This window comes from Calothrix sp. NIES-2100 (assembly GCF_963875285.1).
Taxonomy (GTDB): Bacteria; Cyanobacteriota; Cyanobacteriia; order Cyanobacteriales; family Nostocaceae; genus Aulosira.
Genome location: NZ_CAWNLA010000001.1, coordinates 2281327 through 2303868, shown reverse-complemented (window position 1 = coordinate 2303868; position 22542 = coordinate 2281327). Strand labels below are relative to the sequence as shown.

Genomic DNA, 22542 nt, shown 5'->3' with positions numbered 1-22542 from the left:
CGAAGCATTGACAATACTTGATTACAGCTTTTAAGACGGATAGTTAATGATAAAATCTGATGTTAAAATTAATTAATTTTACTCAAAAGATAAACTAAATTTAAACTTGTCAGAGAAAAAATATATATCAGGTTTTTGAAATTAAACGGATTAATATGCGTTTACCTATAATTATTAGTGCAGGACTTTTAATATTTTCAGGTTTAAACCTACCAGTAATGTCTCAACCTCCCATAGAGATAGCACAAGCGCCGATACGTACTAACTTGAATCAGCGGAGATTAGAATTTAATCGCCGTTTGTGGGAGAAGCAAAATATTGTTAACTATCGCTATACATTTAGTAATGGTTGCTTTTGCATCCCTGACGCTAGGGGCCCAGTAGTGATTGAAGTCCGTAACGGTAAAACAAAATCCATCACTTCTGTAGAGACAGGTCAACCAGTTAATAATCCGGAATATTTTCAAAATTACAATACAGTTCCTAAGCTGTTTAATGTGATTCAAGATGCGATCGCGCGTCAAGCTTTCAGCCTAGATGTAAACTATTCTGCAAGATACGGTTACCCGACTCAAATTAATATCGATTACAACGCTCAGATAGCTGATGAAGAACTATATCTGACAATTGAGAATTTTCAAGTACTTCGCTAAGTCATAGGGAACTCCAAAAAATAAATTATTCCGTTAACGTCGTTGACTGTTGACGGTTCACAGTAGGGGCGGGTTCTGTGAGATATTCACGCTACTAACAGATATTTCGCTTAAACCCGCCCCTACAACAATAGCAATGGAATATTTTTTTACTTGGAAGTCCCATAAAGGTTAGAGTTGTTGACGGTTGACTGTTCACAGTGAACCGTCAACTGTCAACAATCAACAATCACAAATTAAGCAACTGGGTAACCAGCAGCAGCCAACGCTTCTTTGATAGTGGTTTCTGAGGCTTGAGTATCAACGCTTACAAGCTTAGTTTTCGGATCTGCCTGAATATTAGCATTGGCATCGATAGACTTAAGTGTATTGGTAATAGTGTTTGCACAAGCCGAACAAGCCATGTTAGGAACAGTGAGTTTCAGTGTCATAAGTTTAAGATGATTGAAGGGAAAATAGATCAAGACCAGGCTTGATACCATTGCTGCATTTGCTGAATTTCAGCAGTTTGCGATTTGATGATAGCTTGAGCAAGATTAATAATTTGTGAGTGAGAAGCTCTATTTAAAGCCATTCTCGACATCATCACAGCCATTTGGTGATGGGGAATCATTTGTCGGATAAATTCTTTGTCGAAGTCAGCAGCATTTTTCAAAGACTCCAGATTCATCCCTGAGTGCATCGAATCCTGACCCATACCGTGATGCATCCCCATACCAGTCGTGGAGGTGCTAGGAACTTCAGTCCCATACCACTGCTGATACCAGGCTTTCATCTGCTCAATTTCTTTAGTCTGGTCTATTTTAATTGCTGCTGCCAATTTTTGAATTTCTGGATGTTTAGCTTTTTGCAAAGCTAAATCCGCCATTTCAACTGCACCTTGATGGTGGGGAATCATCATTTCGATGAAATGCTGATCCATCGCCTGTTTCCCAACCATCTGCTGTGACATGGTATTACTCATACAGCCAGGAGGAGATGTCAATGGAGTTTTTTGTTCAGCATTGACCCTGTATATTATTGATCCACCTGTAATAGCACTACCTGCAACTAAACCTAAAAGCCCATAAACTAAGGATTTGCTAATCATATTTTTGCTCCTTTCTTTTCCAAAGGGGCGATCGCTCTCTGCTCAGGCGTATCTGTCAAGAATCCTTGACTGCGATTCACCTTACATTTATCCTAAATTCTCCCTTCGACTGGAGAGTCCAGTTGTTTTACAAGTTTTTTGCCAAAGTTTACATTTGTTCACAGCTTTGGTTGAGCTAAAATTATGAAATACAAAGTACTACAAAATACTTGTCAAACTCATAAATTTTGTGGTATCAAAAGAATTAACCTGTTGTTTTCCCCAACACTCTGGGAAAACGGCTCAACACAATTGAGACGTGGCTGCTGAACCCAAGTCTCCTAACCTCTTCATTCAATCTTGAGAGTCTCATTCCAGACTCGACAAAATTTTCATGCAGCCAAAAAATCTTCAACGTCTCTTGCGTGCTTTAGCTCGGCAGGGTTTGGATGTGAGTTACAACAACCATACCTATTCTGTTCGTTTAAGTAATATTTATGATGGTACTGTAGCCGAAGTTCTCCTCCCTGAAAACTTCCCCGTAGAAGCTAAAGCTTTAAAGCAGTTAGCAAACCTCGCCAGCATTCGTCACCCAGCCGGTGGATGTGTCTGCCGAGCCTGTGCTACACCTGATTTTCACCCTGGTGATGCAGGTATTGCCATTGGTTCTGTAGTGGAAACTGTTGATCAAGTTATCCCTGCGGCTGTCGGTTCTGATATTAACTGTGGAATGCGTTTGCATGTAGCCGATTTGACAATCGAGCAATTCCTCGCCAAGCGTGACATGTTTGTCGAAAGGATGAAAGGCGATTACTTTTTCGGAACCCGTGATGTAACAATGACTGCCAATGCCATGCGGGCATTGTTTCAGTATGGGGTTCCTGGTTGGTTAGATGTGATGCTGGATCAGCCTAGGGGGAGTGTAGTTAAGTCTGATATCCAACAACTAGCACAGGAAAGCGATGGCTCCGCCAACGCCAAGGGCGAACGCATCTTTTTAGGTGGTTCAATGGATGGTAACTGGAAACTTGCACCTGAAGAATTAGTACCTGATGATGGACTAGTACGCGATGGCGGACTAGGAACTATTGGTTCTGGGAATCACTTTGTAGAAGTGCAACGGGTGGATAAAGTGGAAAATCGCGCCTTGGCTCACGCTTGGGGAGTGCGTGAGGGACAGTTAGCTTTCATGGTTCACTCTGGTTCCCGCAATGTGGGTAAGTACATTGCGGGAATGTGGCGAGATAGAGCCAAAGCAGCTTGGCCAAAAGGTTTGAAATACCCAGAATCACAGATTTTTCCCCTTTCTGTGCATTCCCATCCTGAATTAGTCGCCAGTTACTTAGAAGCTGAAGCCACAGCGGCTAACTATGGTTTTGTTAATCGCTTGTTGTTAGCCGAACTGCTACGTCTGCGTTTGCGGGAAGTTTACGGCGATGTGGAAGCACCTCTAGTTTACGACTTACCGCACAACATCACCTTACCCGAAGGTCGAGGATGGGTAACGCGCAAAGGTGCTTGTCCAGCCTATGCAGAACAACCTGTAATTATCCCAGGTTCAATGGGTGCTTATTCTTACTTGATGGTGGGTAAGGGTAATCGGAGATTTTGCAATTCTGCATCACATGGGGCGGGAAGAGTAAAATCTCGTTTTGATCTAAATCGCCAAGGTGCATCTCAAAGTGAAGCCGAACTCGGATTAACTGGAGTTGACTGCATCACCCTACGGGAAGAACGCCGAATTGAGGAAGCACCAGCCGCTTATAAACCAATTCAATCTGTAATTGATGTGCAGGTAGAAGCCCAAATGGTGGGTGTAGTAGCGCGGTTGAGTCCTGTGTTGACGTTTAAGGCTTAAAAAAGCGATCGCTTCTTTTTTGATGTAGCACTTTTCAACTTGAAAACAAAAAGCCCCCGGTTATTACCAGGGGCGTTCATCTTTATTCCCACTAATGAGGATCGCATCTATCTGGTTATGATTCAAACCCATATATGTATTTTTTGCATAATTTAAATGCACTAATTACAATTAGTTGGCAAATTGGTTGAGTGGAATACAGATTTTGCCAGGATAAGTCCTACATATTTTTCTCTGATTGTTGATTCCAGTAACATAGAGTAACAGATGCAGCCGATAGCAACTTGATGTGGTAGAGTTTATCCTCAAGTCAAAGTATGGTTCTCTACTTGTTTACATGAGCGCGATTCGATATGTAACTTTTTTACTGCTAGTGATACTTTTTTTCTCGGTAGCGTATCCGGCTAATGCTGCTGTATGCCAAAACTATCATGGACATCGTGTTTGCATTCTCAGTATCGAACGCAGCGCTAAAAATTATTGGGAATACAAAGCCGCTGTGAGTGTAGATGATGTCAAAGAGCCGACGAAAGTTTATAACTGTCGCTCTCAAGTTAAAATTCTCAAAGATGGGACTTTTGTACCATTTGCCGACAAAGACCCAGGTGAACTGATATGCCGTTTCTTCAAGCGGTAATGTTCATCGCTTCTGGGCGGTAAACACACCCCAGATGACGAAGACTATCAAACTTAAATATGCCCAGACAGTTAGCCACTCTTGCCAGTCACTAAATAAGCTAAGTTGTGGGTTATCAAAGAGAAATACATTCATGATGAGCGATCGCACTGGCCTGTAACTAGCAATTCATCATAAAACTTCATGGGATGCGTTTCGCTAAGGGAATTCCAAAAAATAAATTATTCCGTTAAAGTCGTTGACTGTTGACTGTTGACTGCTGTAATTAACTTGGCATCATTTGTTACTTCCGCAAAAATTGTCGGTACACCTGTTTTTTGAATATCTTTTACCAATGCACTCACTCTGGCGGCTGTGGGCGCGGCTTCGGTGCTAATCCCCCCTAATGCTTCTTCAAACTTTAACAGAAAAATAGCAATCCATTTGCTTTATAAATCACGTAAGATTGCCATATATCTCCAAAAAATCAGTAAAACTCTGGAATGCGGCGAGACTCGATATTTTACAAACTATTCCAACAATCCCCGAATTTACTGTTTGAACTCTTGACAAATCCGCCAGCAAATGCCGATGATTACAAATTTGATTCTGTAGCTGTCAAAGAACCGAAGTTTGAAATAGACGGGGTATTTCTACCACCAGAAAATCAAAGTCCGGGAGTGGTGTATTTTTGTGAAGTACAATTTCAAAAGGACGAAAGGCTGTATGAAAGAGTATTTGCGGAATCATCATTATATTTCTACCGCAACCGTGACAGGTTTAGTGATTGGCAAATAGTCATCATTTATCCGTCACGTAGTATTGAACAAAGTGACATTTATCCCCATCGCAACCAACTCAATGGCGACCAAGTAAATCGGATATATTTGGATGAATTGGGGGATATTCGCGCTTTACCGTTGTGGGTGGCGTTGATGGTGTTAACTACCCTAGATGATGAACTTGCACCTCAAGAGGCGAGATATTTAGTTGAGCGTTCCTCTATTGAACAGCCAGAACCTGCAAGTCGCGCCATAATTGAGTTATTGGTCACGATAATGGTGTACAAATTTGAACAATTGAGTCGTAAAGAGGTTGAATCAATGCTAGGAATTACGCTCCAAGAAACGAGAGTTTACCGGGAAATTAAGGAAGAAGGACGAGAAGAAGCAGAAAAAAGAGAAAAATCGCTCATTTTCCGTCAATTAACTCGGCGGGTAGGAGAATTACCGCAAGATGTGCGATCGCGTGTTGAATCTCTTCCCCTAGAACAATTAGAAAATCTAGGGGAAGCACTGCTAGATTTTACGAGTTTGGCTGATTTGCAAGCTTGGTTAGAAGCTTGATGTTAACAAAACTAGCGATCGCTTCTGAGCAGATAAATTAAGGCTGCACTAAAGATAGGATGATACCAACTAGCGAACCTACAAGTAGAACCATACCGCTAAGAGAACTTATACCAAAGCCAACCATCCGTTTTTCCGCCGCTTGATAGTATCCCCAAGCGTAAACAATTCGCCCTACCAGCCAAACTGCACCAATACCAGCAGCCCATAACGGGTTAATGTAAAAAGAGAATAACCATAAACCAGGTAAGAACAAAACCACTTGCTCTAGGGTATTTTGTTGGACGCGCAACACTCGTTCAAAGTCGGGATCTCCTGTCATTTGTGGAGGTGGTACTTTATATTTTCCTCTAGCTCGACCAACATTAATTGTGATGACTAAGTAGAGTACCAGTGTCAAAGCAGTTATCAGACTAGTCCAAGGTGACATATCAATTAAAATCCGCGTGTACCAAGAAAGTATAGTTCTTTGGTTTTATAATTGAGCGATGACAAATGGTATCTGCTCTTAACCTCTCACGAATGATAATACCCATAAAAATTCTACATATATTTTTAGGGTACGCCAGCAATTGTATGATTTTCCGATGCACCTTAGGAATTCTGTCACCTTAAATTACGAATTAATAATTATTCGCTCAATTTTGGCGATCGCTCAACCTTGTCGCTTCTGTTTCAACTTCTCAAAGATAGACTCAATCTCACTCCAATAACCAAGCAAACAAATCTTTGACTGTAAGCTGTAACTCACTCGCAAACGATGGTGTAGGTAGGATTGCATCAGGCTGATCAAACACCTCAGTTTCTTGCTTAGGACGATAAACAAACACAGTTTGCTCATCTGGATCAATTAACCAACCGATTTGAGTTCCATGCTTGAGACAATGGAGAATATTTTTGGTTACCTTTGTTTGACTTTGATCGGGGGACAAGATTTCAATTGTCCAATCTGGAGCGATCGCAAATATATTAGCAACTTCCCCATTCTCATCGCGGGGAATCCTACTCCAGACGACAACTGCGATATCAGGTACAATTGAACGCCCCCCAAATGTACAGCGCAACTCTGGAAATGCACGAGCCAGACGCTTTGGCTTGACTACAAAATTGATCGCAGGTACAAGTTCTCCTTGTACCACACTATGTTTGCCTTGTGGCATCGGTTTTTGGATAATTAGACCATCAATATACTCACTGGCGGGTTTGGTTTCTGGTAATTGTAGAAACTCCTCCAGCGTCAGAGTTCTGGATGCTGTTTGTAGCATTTAGGGATTGCCTTTAGAACTGCCAGACTAACTCAATTCTTTATTTTACCTATTCCTGGTTGTGTTGCTAGAGAAAGAGCGATCGCTCAACCTTATCGCTTCTGTTCCAACTACCTAACCCAAGAACATCTCACACTATTAACCCCAAAAAAAGTTGTATTAATGCTGACTCTATTGATCAGCGATCACTTGACAATTAGAGCAAGCTTATAGTAAACCTAGTAACCAGCACTGAACAAAATCTAGAGTCTTAATCAAGCCTCTGATTCAGCGCTCTTGTTAATTACAGCGGGCATAACCCACTGTGTTATCGAGAAAAAATAATGATAAAACAAGTAAAATTCCGCATTCCAGCGGATGAGTATCGTACTTTGCCGATTCCATCAAGCGGAACCATCGATAAAGCAAAATTAGCGACGCTGGTGGGATAATTAATGGGCATTTGCACCTTGGGTGGCTCTACCCAATGGTAGCAGCCTTCAGAGCAAATATTTCTCGTGCGGCTTGGCAGCAAGGTAAACTAGAGTGGCTAGTCGAACCTGAAGAACTACTAAAAGCTACGCTCGACGAGATGGCTGGAATCGTACTTAAGGAAAATGAAGACAACAAGGGAAAACCTGCTGAAGTGGGTCGTAAAGAAGCAGCCTATCGTGGTTGCTATAGCGTAATAGTTATGGACTTGGCTCAGCGGGGTATCCTGACCTCATAAGTTTATGGGCTAGATTGATAGATTGATCTGAAAGTTTTGATTTTATCGTGTCCGACCCTCTCAGGGGTGCGGACTTTTTTTATGATATCGCTCAAATTCACTATAATTCGGTCTTATAGCGGTAGCTTGGCAATCCGATCAACCCACTCTTCGGCACTGGATGCTGCCCAAATCATCACTAGTTCTTCAATAACAATTTCGATTGATAGCTTTCGGGAAACGATGATTACTCCTGCACTGTGATTATTGGAGATGAACTGAGCAAATTCTGATGGCATCGTTTTACGATCATGGGTAACGAGAACACGTCCCTGCTGTGCTGCGATCGCCAATACTTCGGTATCTTTCAAACCTCCTAACTCAGCAGCAAAGGCGGTTTGAAACTCAATACTGGGTTCTCGTCGCAGAACTCCTGTGACGATTACCTGATTTAAATCAGCATCGGCTTGGTAACGAACATTCACGATCCTGCCTGTTCCTTTGCTGTTTTGGCTACCAAGAGCTTGTTGTATAAAGCAGGGTCAGTAGTTTGTATTGGTTGAGGCATAGCATCAAATGCTGCTTCCTCATCTGCTAGATAAGTGTCAATCTCAGCGCGATTAGCTAAGTAAAATGCGATCGCTCCATAAACTTGTTCAAGTGTTAGTAACGGAAAAGACTGCACAATGCTTTCAGGTGATAATCCTTTTTGAAAAGCATAGACTATTGAGTCTAGAGATATCCGAGTTCCTGCAACTAAATAAGCATTGTTCCGATACTCTACGTAAGATTTAGCTGTGACAACTGACATAAATTCTTCTTTTGACCATAAATATAAACTTAAAATACACTTCAAATAAGAACTGCCTCCTACATTATTAACATCTTGTTGAGACGAAGAAAAGTTTCACTACCTATGGGCTTCCATGTATGCTCGCAGTAAGGTGTTAATTTGAGTCTGATAACCACGCCCGTGGGATTTGAACCAGTCTAAAACATCACTGTCAATGCGTAAGGTGACTTGAGCTTTAGTTTTAGCGTTAGGTAAGCCTCGTCTAACTGTTGCTTTGGCAAACAGTTCTGGGGTGATCTCAGGGCAATCAGATAGATCTATGTCTTCATCACTCATGGCATCTAAGTGTTGCCAATCAGTCTGCGATTTGTTCAAAGTAGGTTCGTTGTTCATATTTAGTTGCCTTTCTGGCGGAAATAATGCGGGTGCAATTCTCTCGTTCTGTATGGACAATGGCAATAAGTCGCCCTTGCAACAAGCCAAAAGAGACGAATCGCTGCTCTCCGTAGTTAAAGCGATCGTCCTCAAGCGTTACGATGTCTCCATCAAAAACTGCTGGAACATCGATAAAGTCAATCCCATGCTTGCGAATGTTAGCAAGACGTTTGTCTTCATCCCATTCAAATTCCATAGCTTAATTGTAGCTACATTTTGTAGTTACAACATACAACTAGTGCAGCACGGCGTAAATAAAGCCAGTCAGGGATATCCAATTTTTTAAATACCCAATAAATTTGTAGTGCGAGCGTAAAGGAAGCTGGTGTTCAAAAGCGAGCAAGATGTTTGTCTTTTGGACACGCTACGCGTTAAGCGAAGCTATGCCGTTCGCGCAGCGTCTCGTAGAGAAGGCTTTACGCACTACGGAATATGGGTAATTTATTTTTTGTAAGTCCCTAACAGTAACTTGCTGTGTGTTTCGGTAAATCCGCCTTCAGATTGGGGTGTCAGCAGTAATGGAACTTTATATAGCATCATGCACTTGTCGTTTTTTCACTAAATTGTCATGCTCCCAACTATTCAAACAATAGCGGCTTCGGGGATTGCTCCCTGCATTCTCACAAAAGCGTCAATTAAGCTTTGCAATTGTAAATCTGCCTTCATCACTGCTAAACCTCGCACTGTCACCTTACCAGGAGAGTAGACAAAACGAGTTTTGAGATGATCTGGTAAGTTCGCCGCTAGTAAATTCCAAGCTGGTTCTTCCATTGGGGTTTCTAAAATGATGTGCTGTTTGTTTTCTGGTTTAATGCGGCTAAATCCTAATTTCTTGGCTAGCTGCTTGAGTTCCATGACGCGTAATAATTGATTAGCACTCTGGGGAATTGTACCGTAGCGATCGCTCCATTCACCTGCAATCAGTGTTAATTCGTCTTTCGATTTCGCCGCTGCGACTGCACGATATGCACTCATCTTCTGATCTACATCGGGGATGTAATCGGCGGGAATAAATGCTGTCAGGTTGAGGTCAATTTGTGTATCATCAACTTTGGGAATTTCCTGTCCACGAATTTCGCGAATCGATTCTTCCAACATTTCCATATACAAATCAAAGCCGATCGCATCCATTTGACCGGATTGTTCTGCACCTAGCAAGTTACCTACACCCCGAATTTCCATGTCGCGCATTGCTAGCTGATATCCTGAACCCAATTGAGTAAATTCCTGAATTGCCCGTAATCTCTGCCGTGCCGCCTCAGATAATGTCCGCTGCTGGGGGTAAAATAACCAAGCGTGAGCTTGAATCCCTGCCCGTCCCACCCGACCCCGGAGTTGGTATAATTGCGCTAAACCAAAGCGGTGGGCATCTTCAATTAAGATCGTGTTGACTCTGGGAATATCTAAACCAGATTCAATAATTGTCGTACAAACCAAAATCTCCGCGTCACCATTGTTAAAGGTGAGCATGGTTGATTCTAACTGTCCTTCATCCATTTGTCCGTGAGCCACAGCAAATCTAGCTGAGGGAATAATTTCCCGCAATTTTGTAGTTGTTTCTTCAATTCCCTCAACTCGCGGAACTACGTAAAATACCTGACCGCCTCTGTCTAGTTCTTGACGGATAGCTGTACGGATAGTTTCATAATTCATCTGGGCGAGGTGAGTTTGAATCGGTCGTCTGGATGGGGGTGGTGTGGTAATTAAGCTCATTTCCCGAATCCCGGACAGAGACATATACAAGGTGCGGGGAATGGGTGTGGCGGAGAGTGTCAGCACATCTACCTGGGTTTTCAGGCTTTTAATTTTCTCTTTTTGGTTCACCCCAAAGCGTTGTTCTTCATCGACTACCAACAATCCTAAATCGCGGAAGGCTACACCTTTACCTAAAAGTTGATGTGTACCCACAACTACATCTAATTCTCCCGTTGATAACCGCTTTTGAATTTCTCGCCGTTCTTCAGCACTGCGGAAGCGGTTGAGTAAACCGACATTTACCGGGTAAGGTGCAAAACGTTCTTTGAGGGTGTGGTAATGCTGCTGAGTCAGGATGGTTGTGGGCGCAAGTAAGGCGACTTGTTTACCTGAAGTGACAGCTTTGAAAATTGCGCGAATGGCTACCTCTGTTTTCCCGAAACCGACATCACCACAAACTAAACGATCCATCGGGCGATCGCTTTCCATGTCTCTTTTGACATCTTGGGTGGCTTTGAGTTGGTCTGTGGTAGGTTGGTAAGGGAAAGAATCTTCCATTTCCTCTTGCCAAGGCATATCCTGTGGGTAACTAAAGCCTTGTTGTTGCGATCGCGCTGCATATAATTTCAACAAGTCCACCGCTAATTTCTTGATGGCTTTGCGGACTTTATTTTTAGTATTTTCCCAAGCTTTCCCGGTCATTTTGTGCAGTTCTGGCGCTTTATCGGCGTTAGTCCGGAACCGAGATAGAGAACCTACCTGATCAGCTGCCACTCTCAGCAAACCGTCAGCATACTGCACCACAATATAATCACGGGTTTCATCGTTAAATGTCAAACTTTCCAGTTTGATAAATTTACCAATTCCGTGGCTGCGATGAACTACATAATCCCCCTGACGTAGCTTATTAGGATCTACTTGCTTCGACGCAGCTTGACGACGCTTGCGGATATAGCTAGGAGTAGCTAAGGAATGCTGTCCGTAAAATTCTCTGTCTGTGATTATTACCAAGCGGTAGGTAGGGAGAATAAAACCTTCCAGTTCCGCCAACCCAGAATATTTGAGTGCTACAGGGATATGGTTGATTTGTAGCTTGTCAATTGCGAGGTAATCGCGGGGATTAGGGATAAACTGCGCCGGACAGTCATGTTCTTGGAGTAGAGAAACCGAACGGGAAGGTTGAGCCGAAATTAGCCAAGTAGAAAAATTGCGATCGCGTTCTTGGCGTAATGTGTCAGCCAGTTTCGCAAACTGATGTGGTGTCACCGGCACAGGTCTACTAGCTAGATTAATACCACTATTTTCTTCTGCCAGTTCTGACAAATATACTTTTTTAAACTTCGTCGCTGTGGCTAAACAATCTTCAAAAGACCGATGGATTTTTGGCAATTGTAAAGCACCTAACCCAATTTCCCCAGTTCCCAAAGACCATTGTTCCTCAGCATTTTCTACCCAGCGATCGCTATGCGCATGACATTGTTCTGGCTCATCAATGGCAATTAAGGTATTTTCGCTCAAATAATCTAAAAGTGATGCTGGTTGCTCAAAAGCTAAACCCAAAAACCGACGACTACCTTCAAGTTGTTCTGTGTCAAATTCTGACTCAGCACTCAGTACTGTTAATTCAGTACTATTCTTTAGTTTTGCGGTCACAATCGCTGCAAAACTAGTGGGAGTTAGAATGATTTGGTCAACTTTGTCAAGAGCAGAACGTTGAGTTGCGGGATCGAATTCCCGGATTTGCTCAATTTCATCCCCAAACCATTCCAGCCTGACGGGTAACTCGGACGCTACAGGAAAGATATCAACAATATCACCCCGCCGACTCCATTGTCCTTCTGTTTCCACTAAGGGTACTCGTTCATAGCCTAAAGTAGTAATTTTCGTACTGAAGGTATTTAAGTCAAATTCCATCCCCTTTTTCAAAGTTAGACAAAAAGGAATGAAAGCCTCTGGTGGTGGTAAATGGGGTTGTAGGGCCCCTGTAGTCGCCACAATCGCCATTTTTGGCTGTTGGTTGTTGACTGTTGACTGTTGACCGTTGACTGTTGACTGTTGACTGTTGACTGTTGACTCTTGAATTTTCACCAAATCAGCCAACACCTGCATTTGTCCCCAAGTCATTTCCGTTTCTGGGTCAAATGGTTCGTAAGGGGACGCTTCCGAAGTGGGGTAAAAATAAACATTCTTCCATCCCATCGCTTCTAACTGTGCATAGGCGCGTCCGGCTTCCTCTAAAGTGGCACAAACCACAAATAAATTATTGTCCGAATTTTGCGCTAGTGCAGAAGCGACCAAACCCTTAGGGAGGCGGGGAATACCATTTAACCGCAATTCCTGTTGACGGTTGAGTTTAGAAATAAATTCACTAGTTAAAGGCGATCGCGCTAAAGCACGCACAATAGAAGAAAAGGCCATAACTTTTAATGTAAATGCAAGTCGTTGTGAGGCAGCTGATGTCACTTATTGTAAATACTGTTAACAACCGTCTGATTCTTTGGGGCGAAGAAATTGGACAGGGAAGACAGTTGACAGTTGACGGTTGACGGTTGACTGTTAACTATTGCCCAATGCCCCATGCCCCATGCCCAATGCCCAATTTCCCATGCCCCATGCCCAATGCCCCATGCCCATTACTTAGGAGTTTATGTACAATTAAAGCGTTTATCGATGCGCCTTTAATACTAGATACTAAAAGTTAAGCTAAGTTCGCTCTTGATAGCGGCAATTCTAAACATGTCCTCCATGACTTTTGAAATTTTAATCATTTTGGTATTAATTATTGCCAACGGGGTGTTTTCTATGTCGGAGATGGCGATTGTCTCGGCACGGAAAGTAAGATTACAACAGATGGCGAATCAAGGAGACCTCAAAGCCAGAGAAGCATTGAAGCTGGCTGAGTCTCCGAATCAATTTTTCTCGACTATTCAAATTGGCATAACCCTGATTGGGATTCTGACTGGTGCTTTCGGGGGAGCAACTATTGCTGAGAAATTAGCGGTTTATGTGAAGGCTATACCGTTTTTAGCTGCTTATAGTCAACCGTTCTCCTTCGGGCTAGTGGTTTTGATTATTACCTATTTGTCGTTGATTGTCGGTGAATTAGTGCCAAAGCGGTTAGCGTTAAACAACCCAGAAGCTATTGCGGCGTTTGTGGCAATTCCGATGAGAGCTATAGCCGCGATCGCTTCTCCCGCAGTTTATCTGTTAAGTGCTTCTACGGAAATGGTGTTAAGGGTGTTAGGGATTACACCATCTACAGAGCCGCAAGTCACAGAAGAAGAAATTAAAATTTTAATTGAGCAAGGTACAGAGGCGGGAACCTTTGAGGAAGCCGAACAGGATATGGTGGAGCGAGTTTTTCGCCTAGGCGATCGCCCCGTCAGTTCCTTTATGACACCCCGTCCTGATATTGTTTGGCTCGATTTGGACGATGCGCCGGAAGAAAACCGCCAAAAAATGGTTGACAGTGCTTATTCCCGGTATCCGGTTTGTCAGGAAGGACTAGATAACGTCCTGGGCGTGATCCCCGTGACAGACTTATTAGCGAGAAGTTTTAAAGGTGAACCCTTAGATTTAACAGTAGGATTGCGACAACCCGTATTTGTCCCCGAAAGTACCCGTGGGTTAAAAGTTTTAGAATTATTTAAGCAAACCATTACCCACATGGCGCTAGTAGTTGATGAATACGGTGTGATTCAAGGACTAGTCACCCTCAACGATATTATGAGTGAAATTGTCGGTGATGTTCCCGCCGACCCAGGACAAGACCAACCCCAAGCCGTCCAACGGGAAGACGGTTCCTGGCTGTTAGATGGGATGTTACCTGTAGAAGAGTTTTTAGAAATCTTTGAGATGGAAGAGTGGGACTCAGAAGAACACGGTAGCTATCAAACCTTAGGCGGGTTTGTCATCACTCACCTAGGACGTATCCCCGCCGCCGCCGATCATTTTGAATGGGAAGGAATGCGTATTGAGGTGATGGACATGGACGGTAACCGGGTAGATAAAGTACTAGTGATTCCCAAGGCAAATAATAGTCAAGAGTCAAGAGTCAAGAGTCAATAGTCAATGGGCATTGGGCATTGGGCATTGGGCATTGGGCATTGGGCATTGGGCATTGGGCATTGGGCATTGGGCATTGGGCATTGGGCATTGGTGATTTCTTCCTTGTCCCCCTTGTCCCCCTTGTCCCCTCTGCCCCCAGCCCCTAACTCTGAGATAACCGCCTAACCTCCTCTCCCCCCAAAAGCTGATGTGCTTGCGTCAGAATTTGGGGGATTTTATTTGCATGGGGACTGTTCACAAGACATGGGCGTAAGTCTAGTTCTTCTAGTCGGTCGGCTTTGTTACCAGGAAACCAGTGACTCGCATTACCTAGCAAGTTGTAGCGCATTTTGGCATAGTCTACCATGTCGTAGGCGATCGCTAAATTCCACAGCCACAAAATCACCGGAATATTCACTTCACCAGGTGTTTGTTCAAAAGTGGGTAAATTAACTCGCCAGGTTTTTACCCAATCTTCTCCTAAAGTGGCGATCGCTTCTTGTTCTAACCTTGCCAAAATTGGTGGTAGAATTTCGTCTGAGCGATCCAGCAATTCCAAAGTTTTTATATGTTCATCAAAATTTTGGGGTTTTGCTGCGCCTAAACTCAGGGTATGTACCTGTGGATGACTGAGGCAAAATAAATCGTTAAACACCATCGGACTCAAAGGCGCACACAAATGCACTAATTTTGCTGGTGGTTTATACAGCATTCCGCCTTTATCCGATGGGCTAATAATAAATACCCCCATATCATGCTGTGTAGCCGCTGCAATTGCTGCCCAATTCCATTGATTAATGTAGTACCAATGCAGGTTGACATAATCAAAGAGATTGGTATTAATTGCTTGCACAATCGTATTTGTAGCTCCGTGGGTGGAAAAGCCAATAAATCTCACTTTCCCTTCTGCTTGTAGCTGCTGCGCTACTTCTACACAGCCCCCAGTCCGAATGCTGTGATTCATGCTTTCGTCATTATTAATACCGTGTATTCCTAGTAAATCCACGTAATCTAGTTGGAGATAATTAAGCGATCGCTCAAATGTCTCACGAAATTCTTGAGGATCTGCTACGGGGACAACTTTAGTTTGAACAATTAACTCTTCGCGCTTAAATTTCGGTAATATTCGCCCCAATTGCATTTCCGAAGTGCCATAACCACGGGCTGTCTCAATATGATTAATGCCCAACTCAATCGCCCGTCGAATAGTTGCTTCGAGATTTTCCTGATTATCTTGGGGAATCTCACCAGGGGACACATCCTGCCATTGGAACTGGTATCTCATCCCACCGCAGGAAAACAGTGGCATCTGTAATTCTGTGCGTCCAAATCTTCTATATAGCATTCATCGATTTTATCTTAAGTCTGGTTAAATACCAATCCTTGAAGGCATGGGGGAGGCAGTGCGTTGGTGAGGCAGTCCGATCTTGGGGAGCCACTGCGGTCTTGGGGTTTCCCCAAGTGGAGCAAGTGGCGTGGTTTCCCCCAGGAGGAACTGCCAAAAGGGTTTCCCGGCTTGTAGACGCGGAGCGGCTTCCCGCAGGGTAGCAACTGCCGTCATGGGGCTTGTGGCTCCCAAGGGGCATGGGGAGGTGAAAATAGTAATTAGGGTTTGCTGAAATAGTAATTGAGTACTCCCAAATAGCTTCGGTTGATTACCGATGATTTGAATGCTTCTGTCCATCGGAGTAAATTGACACGCGAGCATTTCCAACATTGGTATTCTCAAGGACTAATACTATTTTTCCTACCACCATTAAATCCACAGATGAATCGTATCTTTTATTTATCTTGCCATGATCCGCATTATGGTGAGGCGATTAGCATAAAATTTGACCCTTCAAAACTTTTCAAACACCCTCTTACTCAAGAAGCGTTGGGTTGTTGAGCGTACTTTTGGTTGGTTGATGGGGTGTCGCCGATTAGTCCGAGATTATGAGTTATTACCCGAAACATCAGAAACGTTTATCTACATTGCGATGATCCGAATTATGGTGCGGCGATTAGCATAAAATTTAACCCCTCACAACTTTTCAAACATCCTCTTAGATACTTTGCGATCATGTTTAATATCAAAGATATTGAAATCAAGAATATTGACCATTTGGGAATAGTGCTAGGAATGATATAGCAATCCGGTTTGATTATTGAAAAAATCTAAGTATTTGTAGGGTGGGCAATGCCCACCAAAACCCGGATACGGTGGGCATTGCCCACCCTACGTATATGTTCAAAAATCAAATAGGAGTCCTATAGATGCAATTGGTTTAGTAGAAATAATTAATAATTTATTGGGGTCAGAAGCGCCATTTTTTTATCAGACTCACGCATAGATGTATAGATACAGAGTCTTTACCCACAGGGAAGACACAAAGATGAATCCTATTATGATATTCAGCTCATTGTTATAAATAATGGGATTAGTCCCCACCCATAACAGAAAGACTCTTCGTAGATGAATTACGAACTTGTACTGAGCGTAAAGCCTGCGGCATAGCTTCTCCTGTCGGAGAGGCTGCGCCAACGCTTAGCGCGTAGCGGACGCACCAGAAGTCGAAGTATTAAGAATTACGAATTATTAAACACCCGCCGTTTTGGGGAAAATGTTGATTGGTTGTGTGACGGGCGGTAAGAATTTTTCTTCTAGCAGTTGGCGAAAAGTTTTTAAATCATCTTGCCAATTTTGAATCAATTGCTGTATGGCTAGTAGTCTTTCACTATCTGAGTTACCAGATAAAGGATAGTTGAAGTTACCAGAGAACACTATTGCCGATTCTGATTTATCGGGATACTGAACTTTTGCTTGATTGATTCCTAAAATTAGTTGACCACGCTTGAGGGTGTAAGCTAACTGAAGCCCAGCTTGAAGGGGTTCTTCGCCAAATTCTTGCCATGAACCACGAGACAGGAGGTATTGACATAAGTATTGATGGGTTTGTGTTTCCGAGTCAAACATAAACAACCCGACAGGATTAATACCCACACTCTGGTACTCCACCTTGGGTAACTTTTCGACTAGCTGACAAGCAATTTGCGCAACTTGTACTTCCTGTAATTCTTTGTTTCCAATAGCCTCCGCGATAACGATGCGGTTGGATTGCGCCACAATTGATAGCCCATTGCTAAAAGTTATCTGGGCGATACCATTGGCGTATACTGGCGATCGCCCCAGTTCCCAATCACTAGGAACCACCCCGGTATATTTTAAAAAGTCGGGATTGAGAACCGTCGGGTTGAGATTCTTCGCCGCAATTGCGATCGCTAACTCTTGAAGCAGCAAATTTCTGTTCATAAACTCTCAGTTTTTACATTTCAATATTTTTCAGCATTCCCAGATAATCCTACTCTTCGTTGCAGCGGATTTCTTGTATAACTCTTCATCAAAAATTTTAACTTTCCGTAAAAATACTGCCAATATTTACACAATTATCATAGATTTTTAGTGAAGGCTGTCAAAAGTCCATAGTCAATAGTCAATAGCCCACAGTCCAGAGTCAAATGAAAATAACCAAGAACCAATGACCCTTGAGCGAAAATATTTATGCCTCTTGTGATTCTAGAATGTAAAATATTATTCGTCAAAATTATCGCAATAATACTGAGCCGTAGCAACTTATTTCATTAAATATTTACGATTTCCTGACAAAATACGAAGAAACCGTAAAATTAGCCAGAGATGAGGGATTTGGGGCGATGATGGGCATAGAGAGGGACAAGGAGGATAAGGGGGACAAGGAGGACAAGGGAGACAAGGGGGACAAGGGAGATAAATGCCCAATGCCCCATGCCCAATGCCCAATGACATTTACTTCCGTTCCGATCAGAAAACTATATGATTCAGTATGAAGTCTTGTATTAGAACAAATATCTCAATCTCTGGAGGGTGCTTATGCCAGAACATTATCACAATCATTTAATAAATGACTCGGTTCATATCGAACAGAGTCACCATAATTCTGTATATATTAATACTTTTATTTGGCTAGATATCATGATTATTCATGTTTGCTTATTTGTCGCTTTAAATGCCTATAAGAAATATCGCGCTAGAGTTCTACGCCACAAGCTAGCCACTTTAGAAAAACTTTGGCTTTTGGATATCAATAAGAAAAAAGCTTAAAAAATGGGAATTTAGACAATGAAATACTTAGTTGTAATTTGGACAATGGTATTGTGCTTAATTTTTCCATGTGCAGCTTTTGCCCAAGCACAACAACCCTATGCTTTAATCCCTGGATTGGGAACGCACCACCATCAGGTTTCTACCCAGAATACCAAAGCGCAACAGTTTTTCGATCAAGGGTTAAATTTGATTTACGCCTTCAATCATGATGAGGCGGCGCGTGCGTTTAAATATGCGGCAAAACTCGATCCGCAATTAGCAATGGCATATTGGGGTATTGCTCTGGCGCTTGGGCCTAATATTAACTTGGAAGTGGACAGCGATCGCGAATTAGCAGCATATCAAGCCATCCAACAAGCTGTAACTTTGTCTAAGCAAGCATCGCCAGCAGAACAAGACTATATTAACGCCTTAGCAAAGCGCTACTCTAACAATTCCCACGCTTATTTGTACAAGCTGGCGGTAGATTATAAAAACGCCATGTCAGATGTAGTCAAGCGTTATCCCCAAGATTTGGATGCCAAGACACTATACGCCGAAAGCTTGATGGATTTGCACCCTTGGCAACTCTGGACTAAAGACGGCAAACCTGGGGAAGATACTGAAGAGATTGTCGCTGTTTTAGAATCAGTACTTAAAAGCAACCCGAATCATCCCGGAGCCAACCACTATTATATCCATGCAGTGGAAGCTTCGCTGACTCCAGAACGCGCCTTGGAAAGTGCCAAACGCCTAGAAACCCTAGTTCCCGCAGCCGGACATTTAGTACATATGCCTTCCCATATTTATTTTCTGGTGGGAGATTATACCGCAGCCATGCAGTCAAATGCATTAGCGATCGCTCAAGATGAAAGTTACATCAGCAAAAATCACATCCAGGGTTTTTATCCGGCTTCCTACTATAGTCATAACGTCCATTTTTTGGCAGTAGCCGCCGCGATGGCAGGCAGATATGAAGATGCACTGGAAGCCGCAGATAAATTAGTATCTATGGCTACACCTTTTGTGTCGGAAATCCCAATGGTTGAGGGTTATCTGGGGACTAAACTGTTGATTCAGGTACGCTTTAGTAACTGGGATGCAATTTTAAAATCTCCTGTGCCAGATGATAAATTAGTTACAACTAAAGCATTGTGGTATTTTGCTCATGGGATGGCTAACGCTGCCACTGGTAAACTTGAAGATGCCGCAAGCGATCGCACTGCATTGCTAAACGCCCAAAAAACAATTCCCGCCAACGCAACTATCGGCATGAGTCCAGCCAGTAGTATTTTAGAGATAGCCAGCAACCAGTTAGACGGAAAAATTGCCAAAGCCAAGCAGGACTATGAATCTGCGATTAAATTCCTCGAAACAGCAGTACAGAAGGAAGATGCCCTTAATTACATGGAACCACCAGACTGGTACATACCAACACGGGAAGCATTAGGGGGGGTGCTATTAGCAAAAGGTGATTATGCTGCGGCAGAAACAATATTTTATGCAGATTTACAAAAACATCCCTTAAATGGGCGTTCTTTATTTGGCTTGCAAGCCAGTTTGCAAGCATTAAATAAAACTACTGAGGCGCAAGAAGTTCAAACCAAATTTGCCACAGCGTGGAAAAACGCCGATATGCAACTAGCTCTGGAAAAATTGTAAACAAAAACTCTGCACTCCTGAGCGTTTCAATTTGAATCCTAAGTATAAGCAAGGAAATGTATTATATGACTCAACTCAATAACAATCCAAATACTCCTGTACCCCCACCGATTGCCATGCTGCAAATGATTTCTGGCTTTTGGATATCAAAGGCCATTTATGCAGTTGCTAAACTTGGTATCGCCGACTACCTCATAGACCGTCCCAAAACTGCCGAAGAACTAGCTGCAATTACCGAAACTCATCCGCTATCTCTCTACCGCTTACTACGTGCCCTTGCCAGTGTCGGTATATTTGCTGAAGACGAAAATCACAAATTTTCTTTAACGCCTTTAGCGGCAACATTGCAGACAGATGTTCCTGGTTCACTGCGTTTTTTTGCGATCTCTGAACTGGGAACCCATCACTCTTTAGGTTGGAATAATTTGCTACATAGCCTAAAAACAGGCGAAATTGCCTTCGATAACGCCACCGGAATCAATATCTGGGAATACTACGCCCAACATCCTGAAGATGCGAAGCGTTTTAATCAGGCAATGACGAATATAACTGCTGTTGAAGTAGCAGCAATTATTTCTAGCTATAATTTCTCAGAGTTTCAGAACATTGTCGATATTGGAGGTGGACAGGGCAGTTTGTTAACTCAAATTCTTAAAGCTAATCAAAAGCTGAAGGGATTTATCTTTGATTTGCCCCAAGTCATCGAAGCTACGAAACTACAGCTGCAAGCAGAAGATATTGCACATCGTGTTACAGCAGTTGCAGGCAACTTTTTTGAGTCAGTCCCAGAAGGTGGAGATGCTTATTTGCTCAAGCACATCATCCACGACTGGGATGAGGAAAAAGCTACTACTATCCTGAAAAACTGTCATCAAGCTATGCCACAGCATAGCAAACTACTGCTATTTGAAATAGTCATTGCCCCTGGTAACGAACAATCATTCGGTAAGCTACTGGATCTGAATATGCTAGTCATGGCAGGTGGTCGAGAACGTACACAGGAGGAATATCGGGCGCTGCTAAAATCTGCTGGCTTTCAACTAACCCGAATTATTCCCACCCCTTCGATAGTGAGTATTATTGAGGCTGTTAAAGTTTAGGATTGGGCATGGGGCAAACAAAGAGTGTGGGAAGTGTGGGGGGATGAAATCAGTTATCAGTGAACAGGGGCATGGTACTGATAACTGTTCATTGTTAAAGCCGGGAGCATCCCAAATGTGTAAATTTATTTTTTGTAGTGATGGCTCTCTAGCCCGCTGACTTTGCCTTAGGGAGCAAGATGCTCCCACTACAAATTTATTAAGGGCAAAATTGGGATGCTCCCTTAAAGCCCAATGCCCCATGCCCTATTCCCTAATCAAAACTGCCTTACCAGTGGTTGCCCATCTTTAACTTCGCCAACCAAGACTAAATCGACGCAATTGACGAAAATACCATTTTCGAGAACACCAGGAAGATTATTCAGGGTTTTTTCGAGGTTTACTGGGTCGTCAATTGAGTCAAATCGCACATCTAAAACGAAGTTGCCTTGGTCGGTGATGACTGGGCCTGCTTTTTTCACACCCATACGGAGTTCTGGTTTACCACCAAGTTTTTTGATAGCATTAGTCACAGGAGCGATCGCCATTGGAATAACTTCTACGGGTACGGCAAAGCTAGAACCCAAACGGTCTACTAACTTTCCACTATCCACGACGACGATAAACTGATTTGCCAAGTAATCTACCACTTTCTCGCGGGTGTGGGCTGCACCACCACCTTTAATCAAATTCTTCTGCGGATCAACTTCATCCGCCCCATCAATGGCAATATCAATGTGATCAATAGCGTCCAAGGTAGTCAGAGGAACACCGTATTGCTTTGCTAGCACTTCTGACTGAAACGAAGTAGGAACGCCTACAATATCTTTGAGTTCACCAGACTGGAGGCGTTCGCCCAAAAACTGAATGGTGTACGCCGTGGTTGAACCCGTACCCAACCCGACAATCGAACCTGATTTGACTAAAGCAGCGGCGGCTTTGCCAACTTCTTGCTTCATCAACTTCACGGGGTCTGCTGCTACGGTCATTCCCAAATATGCTCCATAAAACTTATCTAAAATGAACATAACCCAAAGTTACATACATTTTGCGCTTACTTCTCGGTTTCAGGGGCAAAGGGGAAGGTTGACGGTTGACGGTTGACTGTTGACTGTTGTACGGGCGGGTTTAACCGACATATCTGTTTTCTGTGTAAAGATCTCACAGAACCCGCCCCTACAGACTGTTGACAAATGACAAATGACAAATGACAAATTACTATTGACTGTTGACT

General features: G+C 43.0%; 24 protein-coding genes and 1 pseudogene. 10 read left to right on the top strand and 15 right to left on the bottom strand.

Going from position 1 to position 22542, the window contains the following annotated elements; all coding sequences use genetic code 11:
* The first annotated feature begins 155 nt into the window (after positions 1 to 155).
* Complete coding sequence (locus AACU32_RS09915; RefSeq protein WP_096599410.1) at positions 156 to 653, top strand: DUF6174 domain-containing protein; 498 nt, start codon at positions 156 to 158, stop codon at positions 651 to 653.
* 236 nt (positions 654 to 889) lie between these two features.
* Here AACU32_RS09915 and AACU32_RS09910 read toward each other — a convergent pair whose 3' ends face one another.
* Both AACU32_RS09910 and AACU32_RS09905 read right to left on the bottom strand, forming a co-directional pair.
* Positions 890 to 1084, bottom strand: coding sequence for a heavy-metal-associated domain-containing protein (locus AACU32_RS09910; RefSeq protein ID WP_096607936.1), 195 nt, complete (start codon positions 1082 to 1084; stop codon positions 890 to 892).
* 29 nt (positions 1085 to 1113) lie between these two features.
* The gene (locus AACU32_RS09905; protein ID WP_096599409.1) at positions 1114 to 1743 is read right to left on the bottom strand and encodes a DUF305 domain-containing protein; all 630 of its coding nucleotides are present in this window, start codon (positions 1741 to 1743) and stop codon (positions 1114 to 1116) included.
* 373 nt (positions 1744 to 2116) lie between these two features.
* Here AACU32_RS09905 and AACU32_RS09900 point away from each other — a divergent pair, with 373 nt between their 5' ends.
* Positions 2117 to 3580 (top strand): RtcB family protein, encoded by a 1464-nt coding sequence (locus tag AACU32_RS09900; protein ID WP_096599408.1) that lies wholly within the window; start codon positions 2117 to 2119, stop codon positions 3578 to 3580.
* 289 nt (positions 3581 to 3869) lie between these two features.
* Positions 3870 to 4217: a hypothetical protein gene (locus AACU32_RS09895; protein ID WP_339377721.1), complete on the top strand. Its 348-nt coding sequence runs from the start codon at positions 3870 to 3872 to the stop codon at positions 4215 to 4217.
* 3 nt (positions 4218 to 4220) lie between these two features.
* Here the strand turns inward: AACU32_RS09895 and AACU32_RS09890 are convergent, their stop codons facing one another.
* Together AACU32_RS09890 and AACU32_RS09885 are read right to left on the bottom strand one after the other, a co-directional pair.
* Positions 4221 to 4352, bottom strand: coding sequence for a hypothetical protein (locus AACU32_RS09890; protein WP_339377719.1), 132 nt, complete (start codon positions 4350 to 4352; stop codon positions 4221 to 4223).
* A gap of 86 nt (positions 4353 to 4438) precedes the next feature.
* Positions 4439 to 4594, bottom strand: coding sequence for a metal ABC transporter solute-binding protein, Zn/Mn family (locus tag AACU32_RS09885; RefSeq protein ID WP_445223221.1), 156 nt, complete (start codon positions 4592 to 4594; stop codon positions 4439 to 4441).
* A 105-nt stretch (positions 4595 to 4699) separates the two neighbouring features.
* Between AACU32_RS09885 and AACU32_RS09880 the strand changes: the two genes are divergently transcribed.
* The gene (locus AACU32_RS09880) at positions 4700 to 5542 is read left to right on the top strand and encodes an Rpn family recombination-promoting nuclease/putative transposase (protein WP_096599406.1); all 843 of its coding nucleotides are present in this window, start codon (positions 4700 to 4702) and stop codon (positions 5540 to 5542) included.
* A gap of 37 nt (positions 5543 to 5579) precedes the next feature.
* Here AACU32_RS09880 and AACU32_RS09875 read toward each other — a convergent pair whose 3' ends face one another.
* Entirely contained in the window at positions 5580 to 5972 is a 393-nt protein-coding gene (locus tag AACU32_RS09875) for an MAPEG family protein (protein WP_096599405.1), read from the bottom strand.
* Between the two features lie 271 nt (positions 5973 to 6243).
* A complete protein-coding gene (locus AACU32_RS09870; protein WP_096599404.1) occupies positions 6244 to 6807 on the bottom strand; it encodes a Uma2 family endonuclease in 564 nt (187 codons plus the stop codon).
* A 442-nt stretch (positions 6808 to 7249) separates the two neighbouring features.
* Between AACU32_RS09870 and AACU32_RS09865 the strand changes: the two genes are divergently transcribed.
* On the top strand, positions 7250 to 7516 hold the full coding sequence (locus AACU32_RS09865) for a hypothetical protein (protein WP_339377718.1): 267 nt from the start codon (positions 7250 to 7252) through the stop codon (positions 7514 to 7516).
* A gap of 113 nt (positions 7517 to 7629) precedes the next feature.
* On the opposite strand, the gene AACU32_RS09860 is transcribed toward AACU32_RS09865, so the two are convergent.
* The 5 genes from AACU32_RS09860 to mfd all read right to left on the bottom strand — a co-directional run bounded on the left by AACU32_RS09860 (position 7630) and on the right by mfd (position 12836).
* Positions 7630 to 7980: a DUF5615 family PIN-like protein gene (locus tag AACU32_RS09860; protein ID WP_339377717.1), complete on the bottom strand. Its 351-nt coding sequence runs from the start codon at positions 7978 to 7980 to the stop codon at positions 7630 to 7632.
* Positions 7977 to 8306, bottom strand: a complete 330-nt coding sequence (locus AACU32_RS09855; protein WP_096599401.1) for a DUF433 domain-containing protein — start codon at positions 8304 to 8306, stop codon at positions 7977 to 7979. Before AACU32_RS09855 ends, AACU32_RS09860 begins: the two co-directional genes overlap by 4 nt.
* A 99-nt stretch (positions 8307 to 8405) precedes the next feature.
* Complete coding sequence (locus AACU32_RS09850; RefSeq protein ID WP_096599400.1) at positions 8406 to 8681, bottom strand: BrnA antitoxin family protein; 276 nt, start codon at positions 8679 to 8681, stop codon at positions 8406 to 8408.
* Positions 8644 to 8919, bottom strand: a complete 276-nt coding sequence (locus AACU32_RS09845; RefSeq protein WP_096599399.1) for a BrnT family toxin — start codon at positions 8917 to 8919, stop codon at positions 8644 to 8646. The genes AACU32_RS09850 and AACU32_RS09845 overlap by 38 nt, the downstream gene beginning before the upstream one ends.
* Before the next feature lie 386 nt (positions 8920 to 9305).
* Positions 9306 to 12836, bottom strand: a complete 3531-nt coding sequence (gene mfd, locus AACU32_RS09840; RefSeq protein WP_096599398.1) for a transcription-repair coupling factor — start codon at positions 12834 to 12836, stop codon at positions 9306 to 9308.
* Positions 12837 to 13154: 318 nt separating this feature from the next.
* Here mfd and AACU32_RS09835 point away from each other — a divergent pair, with 318 nt between their 5' ends.
* On the top strand, positions 13155 to 14486 hold the full coding sequence (locus tag AACU32_RS09835) for a hemolysin family protein (RefSeq protein WP_096599397.1): 1332 nt from the start codon (positions 13155 to 13157) through the stop codon (positions 14484 to 14486).
* Positions 14487 to 14628: 142 nt separating this feature from the next.
* Here the strand turns inward: AACU32_RS09835 and AACU32_RS09830 are convergent, their stop codons facing one another.
* Both AACU32_RS09830 and AACU32_RS09825 read right to left on the bottom strand, forming a co-directional pair.
* Positions 14629 to 15810, bottom strand: coding sequence for an aldo/keto reductase (locus tag AACU32_RS09830; RefSeq protein ID WP_096599396.1), 1182 nt, complete (start codon positions 15808 to 15810; stop codon positions 14629 to 14631).
* Positions 15811 to 15834: 24 nt separating this feature from the next.
* Positions 15835 to 16182 carry a hypothetical protein gene (locus tag AACU32_RS09825; protein WP_096599395.1) on the bottom strand — a complete coding sequence of 116 codons (348 nt, stop codon included), beginning with the start codon at positions 16180 to 16182 and terminating at the stop codon, positions 15835 to 15837.
* 145 nt (positions 16183 to 16327) lie between these two features.
* On the opposite strand from AACU32_RS09825, the pseudogene AACU32_RS09820 reads away from it, so the two are divergent.
* Positions 16328 to 16477: pseudogene (locus AACU32_RS09820) on the top strand (transposase); the annotation flags it as partial.
* Between the two features lie 566 nt (positions 16478 to 17043).
* On the opposite strand, the gene AACU32_RS09815 reads toward AACU32_RS09820, so the two are convergent.
* The gene (locus AACU32_RS09815; protein WP_096599394.1) at positions 17044 to 17757 is read right to left on the bottom strand and encodes a hypothetical protein; all 714 of its coding nucleotides are present in this window, start codon (positions 17755 to 17757) and stop codon (positions 17044 to 17046) included.
* Between the two features lie 597 nt (positions 17758 to 18354).
* On the opposite strand from AACU32_RS09815, the gene AACU32_RS09810 reads away from it, so the two are divergent.
* From AACU32_RS09810 to AACU32_RS09800, 3 genes are all read left to right on the top strand, one after another.
* A complete protein-coding gene (locus tag AACU32_RS09810) occupies positions 18355 to 18585 on the top strand; it encodes a hypothetical protein (RefSeq protein ID WP_339377716.1) in 231 nt (76 codons plus the stop codon).
* A gap of 18 nt (positions 18586 to 18603) precedes the next feature.
* Positions 18604 to 20229 (top strand): tetratricopeptide repeat protein, encoded by a 1626-nt coding sequence (locus AACU32_RS09805; protein WP_096599393.1) that lies wholly within the window; start codon positions 18604 to 18606, stop codon positions 20227 to 20229.
* Between the two features lie 65 nt (positions 20230 to 20294).
* Positions 20295 to 21329, top strand: coding sequence for a methyltransferase (locus AACU32_RS09800; protein ID WP_096599392.1), 1035 nt, complete (start codon positions 20295 to 20297; stop codon positions 21327 to 21329).
* Positions 21330 to 21586: 257 nt separating this feature from the next.
* On the opposite strand, the gene rpiA is transcribed toward AACU32_RS09800, so the two are convergent.
* Positions 21587 to 22297 carry a ribose-5-phosphate isomerase RpiA gene (gene rpiA / locus AACU32_RS09795; protein WP_096607934.1) on the bottom strand — a complete coding sequence of 237 codons (711 nt, stop codon included), beginning with the start codon at positions 22295 to 22297 and terminating at the stop codon, positions 21587 to 21589.
* Positions 22298 to 22542: the final 245 nt, after the last annotated feature.

Bases quoted from the DNA above. Each gene is read 5' to 3' on its own strand.
- AACU32_RS09915 (WP_096599410.1), top strand. From the start codon at position 156: ATGCGTTTACCTATAATTATTAGTGCAGGACTTTTAATATTTTCAGGT.
- AACU32_RS09910 (WP_096607936.1), bottom strand. From the start codon at position 1,084: ATGACACTGAAACTCACTGTTCCTAACATGGCTTGTTCGGCTTGTGCA.
- AACU32_RS09905 (WP_096599409.1), bottom strand. From the start codon at position 1,743: ATGATTAGCAAATCCTTAGTTTATGGGCTTTTAGGTTTAGTTGCAGGT.
- AACU32_RS09900 (WP_096599408.1), top strand. From the start codon at position 2,117: ATGCAGCCAAAAAATCTTCAACGTCTCTTGCGTGCTTTAGCTCGGCAG.
- AACU32_RS09890 (WP_339377719.1), bottom strand. From the start codon at position 4,352: ATGAATGTATTTCTCTTTGATAACCCACAACTTAGCTTATTTAGTGAC.
- AACU32_RS09880 (WP_096599406.1), top strand. From the start codon at position 4,700: ATGCGGCGAGACTCGATATTTTACAAACTATTCCAACAATCCCCGAAT.
- AACU32_RS09875 (WP_096599405.1), bottom strand. From the start codon at position 5,972: ATGTCACCTTGGACTAGTCTGATAACTGCTTTGACACTGGTACTCTAC.
- AACU32_RS09870 (WP_096599404.1), bottom strand. From the start codon at position 6,807: ATGCTACAAACAGCATCCAGAACTCTGACGCTGGAGGAGTTTCTACAA.
- AACU32_RS09855 (WP_096599401.1), bottom strand. From the start codon at position 8,306: ATGTCAGTTGTCACAGCTAAATCTTACGTAGAGTATCGGAACAATGCT.
- AACU32_RS09850 (WP_096599400.1), bottom strand. From the start codon at position 8,681: ATGAACAACGAACCTACTTTGAACAAATCGCAGACTGATTGGCAACAC.
- AACU32_RS09845 (WP_096599399.1), bottom strand. From the start codon at position 8,919: ATGGAATTTGAATGGGATGAAGACAAACGTCTTGCTAACATTCGCAAG.
- mfd (WP_096599398.1), bottom strand. From the start codon at position 12,836: ATGGCCTTTTCTTCTATTGTGCGTGCTTTAGCGCGATCGCCTTTAACT.
- AACU32_RS09835 (WP_096599397.1), top strand. From the start codon at position 13,155: ATGTCCTCCATGACTTTTGAAATTTTAATCATTTTGGTATTAATTATT.
- AACU32_RS09830 (WP_096599396.1), bottom strand. From the start codon at position 15,810: ATGCTATATAGAAGATTTGGACGCACAGAATTACAGATGCCACTGTTT.
- AACU32_RS09825 (WP_096599395.1), bottom strand. From the start codon at position 16,182: ATGTTGGAAATGCTCGCGTGTCAATTTACTCCGATGGACAGAAGCATT.
- AACU32_RS09815 (WP_096599394.1), bottom strand. From the start codon at position 17,757: ATGAACAGAAATTTGCTGCTTCAAGAGTTAGCGATCGCAATTGCGGCG.
- AACU32_RS09810 (WP_339377716.1), top strand. From the start codon at position 18,355: ATGCCAGAACATTATCACAATCATTTAATAAATGACTCGGTTCATATC.
- AACU32_RS09805 (WP_096599393.1), top strand. From the start codon at position 18,604: ATGAAATACTTAGTTGTAATTTGGACAATGGTATTGTGCTTAATTTTT.
- AACU32_RS09800 (WP_096599392.1), top strand. From the start codon at position 20,295: ATGACTCAACTCAATAACAATCCAAATACTCCTGTACCCCCACCGATT.
- rpiA (WP_096607934.1), bottom strand. From the start codon at position 22,297: ATGACCGTAGCAGCAGACCCCGTGAAGTTGATGAAGCAAGAAGTTGGC.